The following is a 6,597-nucleotide window of genomic DNA, read 5'->3' as shown; positions in this document are numbered from 1 at the left end:
CCGTTGAAAGTCTCGTGTGGCGAGATTATTATGGCGGAGTTGAATTATGGCGGATTAGCTGCAGCATCCGCGGTTGATCCGGCAAAACCGAGATGGTTATGGTGGGCATTCGACCTTTATGTGCTGCAACCGATGTATCGATACCTTATGCTTAACGGTTTAATGTAAACTTTTTGTGTCACTTTTTGACACAAAAATAATTATAATTTTATTATAATCAGGATGGAATTGTCTTAATTGGAGTCATTCGCACGTTTTATGCAATATAATAAATTAATCACAATTAGGATGCATAGAGATGGGGAGTGAGCAAATACTGAAAGATACCGATTTCTTGGTATCGCAGACGGACGAAAAGGGAAAAATCCTTTTTGCCAATGAAGATTTCTGCAAAATTGCCGGCTACACGTTAGAAGAGTTAGTCGGCAAACAGCATAATATTGTCCGCCATCCCGATATGCCTAAAGCGGCGTTCAAAGATTTATGGGATACGGTAAAAAGCGGAAAAATATGGACGGGGTATGTAAAAAACGCCACAAAGAACGGTGGTTTTTATTGGGTTTATGCGATGGTTTTTCCGAATATGTTACGGAAATAATGAGATCGGTTATATGTCGTGTCGCCGTAAAGCTTCGTCTGAAGAGATTGCCGAAGCCGAACGTTTATATAAAACGATGGTATAGGATCAGGCATGAACAATACAATTAAAATAACTGTAATCATCGTTTTGGGGGCGGTCGGTATTCTTATCGGCATACTTGCCCAAAGTGTCGGAATATTAGTCGGAGCGCTTGTCGTTCTTTCGGCTGTATCTATAGGATTGATCGGTATGTCCAATACCGATGACGGGCAGATGGGTAAACAATTGGATGATTTCTTGCATCTGATCCAATTTAAACGTAACCGATTATCTTTATTGGATGCAAAGTCGGGAAGTATTGAGGAAAAACTCAATACCCTGGCAAAAGCGCATGAAGAGATATTATTGCAGGACACCAAAGTCGCCGGAGAGATGGTATTGCTGGCGGACAAAGTGCGTCAAGGGCATTATGCCTGTCGTATTACAAGCGATTCGATCACCCCGCATGTTCATTTATTGCGTAAAACGATGAATTCGATGCTTGACAGTACGGAATCGAGTCTGGATTGTGCTATCCACGTATTGGAAGCGTTAAGCGAAGGAAAATTTTCGACCCGTGCCGATGTCAAGGTCGAAGGAAAGATGGGCTTGACGCTTACAAAGATCAATGAACTCGGTGCCGCATTGCAGTCGATGGAAGCACAGAATAACGAGGCTAAGCTGGTATTGGATAATAATACTCAGCAACTCAAGGCAACTATCGAAGAACTTCGTTCGACAAAATTTGTCGAATTGAACAACATGATCAATACCACCGTTGACCGCATCGCAACCGTTGCCGGAAAAGAGCATGAACTCTCAGGTAACCTTCAGTCATTGGCCGGCAATGCACGCGAAACCAAAGAGATTTTGGTGACAATCGGCGATATCGCCGATCAAACCAATCTATTGGCGCTCAATGCCGCTATCGAGGCGGCGCGAGCAGGAGAACACGGTCGTGGATTTGCCGTCGTCGCGGATGAAGTGCGTAAATTGGCGGAGCGGACACAAAAAAGTCTTTCCGAAATATCGGCAACGATCAATGTCTTGATTCAGGCAATCAGCGATAACAGCGAATCGTTGAACCAAAATATGGATGAAATGATGGATTTGACCCATTATATCGGCACCGTCGACCAAAAAATGGATGAACTACTGACGTCAATGAATGCTATGAGCTGATATCTTCGGGAGTAATCCCGTAGGATTTCAATAATATAGCGGCTCCGTTTATATTCCCCTTTTCCAAATTCAATGTCGCGGCATAAATCCGTCCTAACATTCCGCTATGGGCGATAAGGGCGTCTTCGATTTCAGGAGAGGGGTGCAGCGTTTGCAACAAGCTCTCCAAGGGAACGTTCATAAGCCCTTCAAGCAATGAAAGGGTCGCGATCATATAGATTTGCTGCGATTGCTGTTCGCTCGCTTCGGGGAGCACTTTGCGGAGCAAAGTATCCATCCTTTTGATACGATTTTGTGCGAAAACCGCATGAGGGTTTTGTTCGTCGATCGCTTTGGTCCCCGACTTTGAATAGATAATCAGCATGAGCCATTGCATGAGCGCATTTTTGCCGAAACGTTCCAGCATCTCCCGTATGGATAAGGCCCCTTCGATATGTTCCGGATAGACTGAACGGAGGAACTGAATCAGCTGAAGCGACAAAATGGTCTGCTCTTTGAACGAATCGCATACCTCTTCGATAGGTGCATCGTTTTGCAGCAGTGAAAAAAGGGCGATGACATCGGTATATTGAGGATCGATACGCCGTTTGGTGATTAGGTGGGCATGGGCGAAATAAAATCCCTGAAAAAATTCAAAACCGATTTTCTCATACTCTTCCACCATTTCGTAAAATTCGACTTTTTGGGCAATCAAGCGCATTCGGCCATAAGGATTGGGTGCAAGAGCAAATTGTTCAATATCGGTTTGGGTAACGTCAAACTTCGCAAATTCGATAAAAGGAAAAATCGGTCCGAATGCCTCGATGTAATGTGGATTGAAAGATGCATTATCCAGTGCAAAACGGTAACCCAGTGAGTGGTAATAGCGTATGGCTTCATGAATTCTGGCATTAACTTTTGCCGATGCGGATATCTCGAAAACAAATTTTTCTTTGGGGAGAGTGCGGAGGATATCGGTCAGGAGCAGCGGGCCGTCGGTGTTGATGAACGCGTAGCTTTCCCCAAATGCTGAGTCCGAACCTATTTGGTTTAAGAGGTTGACTAACACCGAAGCCGTAGCATGCCTAGGGTCGTCAATCGTACACTCGCCATAGGTGTCACGGTAAAAAAACTCATACCCGATAATATGTTCAGAACGGTCTAAAATCGGTTGGCGGGCAAGATAGAGGTCGTTGTGCATCAATGTGACTTTGTGTTTGGATTATTAAGTGTAGCGTAATTTGAGTATTATTTCAAAAATCAATAGTTTAAAAGAGATGAAAAAATGAAAGAGCCGATTACCATTTTTTATAAAGATTATGCCCCTCCCGCGTTTACGGTCAAGAGTTGTACTTTGGAATTCATTATCGAGGAGAGCTCCACCCGCGTAGAGAACGTCATGGAAATCGTACGGTGTGATTCAGAGGCAAAAGAGTTACGGCTGGACGGCGAGATGCTCGACCTTGAATTGCTTTGGGTCGATGATGTGCTCTACAGCGAAGAGATGGTTACAAAAACGGATGACGCGTTGATTATTCCGCTGGATAGCGATAGCGCCCGTATCCGGATCATCAACCGTATTTATCCGGATCAAAATACGGCGTTGGAAGGATTATACCGTTCCGGCGGCATCTGGTGTACTCAAAACGAACCGGAAGGATTCCGTCGAATCACCTATTTTATCGATCGTCCCGATGTCATGTGTCTGTTTACGACCAAGATTATTGCCAATAAAGAGCGCTGTCCCGTGATTCTGAGTAACGGGAATCTCCGCGGAACCGCGACATTGGATAACGGCAAACATCTGGCCCTATGGGAAGACCCTATCCCGAAACCGTGTTATCTGTTCGCTCTAGTGGCCGGGGATTTGGGATCGATTCGTGATACGTACACCACGTTAAGCGGCAAAAAAATCGATTTGGCGATTTATTGCGATCCGGGAAACGAGAGTAAATGCTTTCATGCGATGCGCTCGCTCAAAAAATCGATGGAATGGGATGAAATCACCTATGGGCGAGAGTACGATCTAGAAGTCTATAACATTGTGGCGGTAGATAGTTTTAATATGGGGGCAATGGAAAACAAAGGGCTCAATATTTTTAATTCTCACTATGTTCTGGCTGATGAAGATACGGCGACCGATAGCGATTTTATGGGTATCGAAAGCGTTATCGCGCACGAATATTTTCATAACTGGACGGGAAACCGTATCACGTGCCGAAATTGGTTTGAACTAACGCTGAAAGAGGGGTTGACCGTTTTTCGGGATCAGTGTTTCAGTGCGGATATGAACTCGGAACGAACTCAAAGACTCGATGACGTACGAGCTTTGCGCGAACGTCAGTTTGTCGAAGATGCGGGACCGACGGCTCATCCGATCAAACCGCAAAGCTACATGGAAATCAATAACTTTTATACGGCAACCGTCTATGAAAAAGGGGCGGAAGTGATCCGTATGATGTATACGGTGCTGGGGCGTGAACGGTTTAGACGGGCGACTGATCTCTATTTCGACACGTTTGACGGTTCGGCCGTCGGAACGGATGATTTTTTATGGGCGATGGAGTCGGAGAGCCCGGTCGATTTGACGCAGTTCAAACGGTGGTATTCTCAGGAACGGACACCGGTGTTGCAGATTACGACCGAGTACTCGCATCAGAAAGCAGAATTGGTGATGAAGATAGTCCAAAAGCTCCCTAAAAATACCCGTGACGAAGAACAGCTTCCGTATGCGATGCCGTTTCGAATGGCGTTGATTTCACCTGAGGGAAGTGAATATCCGCTCGTCACTCAGGATGTTTTGGTATTGCACAACGACGTTTTGTGGTTAAGCGAATACGAAAACGTGATGACGTTCAAAGATATTCCTATGCAGCCTAAACTTTCGCTCAATCGCGGTTTCAGTGCACCCGTCATTATAGAATGTGATGAGATCGATTACCCGTTTTTAATGGCGCATGAACGAGACGGTTTTGTACGCTATGAAGCGGCGCACCGTTTCGGTATCGAAACGCTCGAATCGATCATGAGTACAGGTCACATCGATGAGGGGTATGTAAAAAGTTACGGTGCTATTCTTTTGGATGAAACCATCGATCCGATGTTCAAAGCGCAGCTTTTGGAACTTCCGACCATCACGACACTGATGCAGCGTCAAAAAGTGATCGACGTTCAAGCTATCTTCGATGCGCAAGAGAGGCTGAAAAAAACATTGGCAGAAGTTTATTCCGATCTATTGATAGAAGGAATCAGCAGATTATACGAGCCTTCTAACAGTTCGATCGACGGCATCAGTATGGGTAAACGAGCGTTAAAAAACCGTTTATTGGGAATACTGATGAGTTTGGGAGAAGATTTTGGTTCACAAATATGCGTACGCCATTATGAAGAATCGGTCTCAATGACGGAACGGCTTGCCGCGCTTGATTTGCTGGAAAACTATGCATCGCAAAATGCGTCTGCGGCGCTGGAAGATTTTTATCATCGCTATAAAGACCAGACATTGGTTATGAACAAATATTTCGCTGTTTGCGCTTCATCGCGCAGAGAGGGGACGCTGGAACGCGTTATTGCATTGCAAAATGATACTGCCTATGATGTCAAAGTCCCGAATCTTGTCCGCTCATTGATCGGAAGTTTTGCACGCAATCCGGTTGCGTTTTATCACAAAAGCGGTGCAGGATTCCGATTCGTCGCCGATAAGGTGATAGAGATAGACGCCATTAATCCTCAAATTGCATCAGGGCTTGCGGGAGCGTTTAAAAACTATCCGAAACTTTCCCATGAACAAAAAGCTCAGATGGGATGTGAGCTCGAACGGATTAAAAATCACCAAAATATCTCAAATAATGTGTTTGAAATCGTCTCTAAAATTTTAGACGCAAAATGAGGCTGAGAAAAAAGGTAACATTGTTCGCTTTTATGAAATATTTAGTCTAAATTACCATGTTTGTTTTAAGGATGTGATACAATTGTGATGTTATAGTAATATAATCAGCTTTTATAGAATTCATTGAAGGAGAGAATATGGCGAGATTAGTTGTCCTCGGCGGCGGTGTCGCCGGACATACTGCGGCAACGTTTGCAGCAGATTGGCTCGGTAAAGAACATGAGGTTGTCGTAGTAACCCCAAACTCAAAATGGAACTGGATTCCATCGAACATTTGGGTCGGCGTCGGCGAAATGACGAAAGAAGAGGTAACGTTTGATCTTGCCCCTGTTTATGAAAAAGCAGGTATCACTTACAAGCAGGCAAAAGCGGTCAGTATCAATCCTGAGGGGAGCGCAAGCAACTCAAAACCTTTCGTAACTATCGAATTTACAGGACAAGGAAAAGCGGGACAAAGCGAAGAGGTGACCTTCGATTATTTGATCAATGCAACCGGTCCTAAACTCAACTTCGGTGCGACTCCGGGTCTGGGCGAAGGTTCGCAATTGGGTGAACATACCGTATCGGTATGTACGGCAGACCACGCGGATCATGCGGCACATGAATTCAAAAAATGTATGGATAAAATGCGCAAAGGGGAGCGTCAAAAATTCCTCGTCGGTACAGGTCACGGTATGTGTACGTGCCAAGGTGCGGCATTTGAATATATTTTCAATATCGAACACGAACTTCGCAAAGCGGGTCTTCGCGATATGGCCGATATCAAATGGATTTCGAATGAATCATTCCTCGGTGATTTCGGAATGGGCGGGTTGCATATGAAAGTGGGCGGATACGTTGTCAGTTCACGTATTTTTGCCGAGTCTTTGTTTGCAGAACGCGGTGTTGAATATGTTATCGGCGCACACACCAACAAAGTCGAAAAGGG

General features: G+C 44.9%; 4 protein-coding genes and 1 pseudogene. 4 read left to right on the top strand and 1 reads right to left on the bottom strand.

Going from position 1 to position 6,597, the window contains the following annotated elements; translation table 11 throughout:
- Positions 1-298 precede the first annotated feature (298 nt).
- Together Q0389_RS01865 and Q0389_RS01860 are read left to right on the top strand one after the other, a co-directional pair.
- Positions 299-683: pseudogene (locus tag Q0389_RS01865) on the top strand (PAS domain-containing protein).
- An 8-nt stretch (positions 684-691) separates the two neighbouring features.
- Positions 692-1,801, top strand: coding sequence for a methyl-accepting chemotaxis protein (locus tag Q0389_RS01860; RefSeq protein WP_298691052.1), 1,110 nt, complete (start codon positions 692-694; stop codon positions 1,799-1,801).
- Here the strand turns inward: Q0389_RS01860 and Q0389_RS01855 are convergent.
- Entirely contained in the window at positions 1,791-2,984 is a 1,194-nt protein-coding gene (locus tag Q0389_RS01855; RefSeq protein WP_298691050.1) for a hypothetical protein, read from the bottom strand. The genes Q0389_RS01860 and Q0389_RS01855 overlap by 11 nt on opposite strands.
- An 81-nt stretch (positions 2,985-3,065) precedes the next feature.
- Here Q0389_RS01855 and pepN point away from each other — a divergent pair, with 81 nt between their 5' ends.
- Positions 3,066-5,669 (top strand): aminopeptidase N, encoded by a 2,604-nt coding sequence (gene pepN, locus Q0389_RS01850; protein WP_298691048.1) that lies wholly within the window; start codon positions 3,066-3,068, stop codon positions 5,667-5,669.
- Positions 5,670-5,806: 137 nt separating this feature from the next.
- A partial coding sequence (locus Q0389_RS01845; RefSeq protein WP_298691047.1) for an FAD/NAD(P)-binding oxidoreductase occupies positions 5,807-6,597 on the top strand: 791 nt, incomplete at its 3' end.

Origin of the sequence: uncultured Sulfuricurvum sp., assembly GCF_937936435.1 — a bacterium.
Taxonomy (GTDB): domain Bacteria; phylum Campylobacterota; class Campylobacteria; order Campylobacterales; family Sulfurimonadaceae; genus Sulfuricurvum.
Note: the sequence above shows the minus strand (reverse complement) of the source record. Positions and strands in the feature narration are given on the sequence as shown.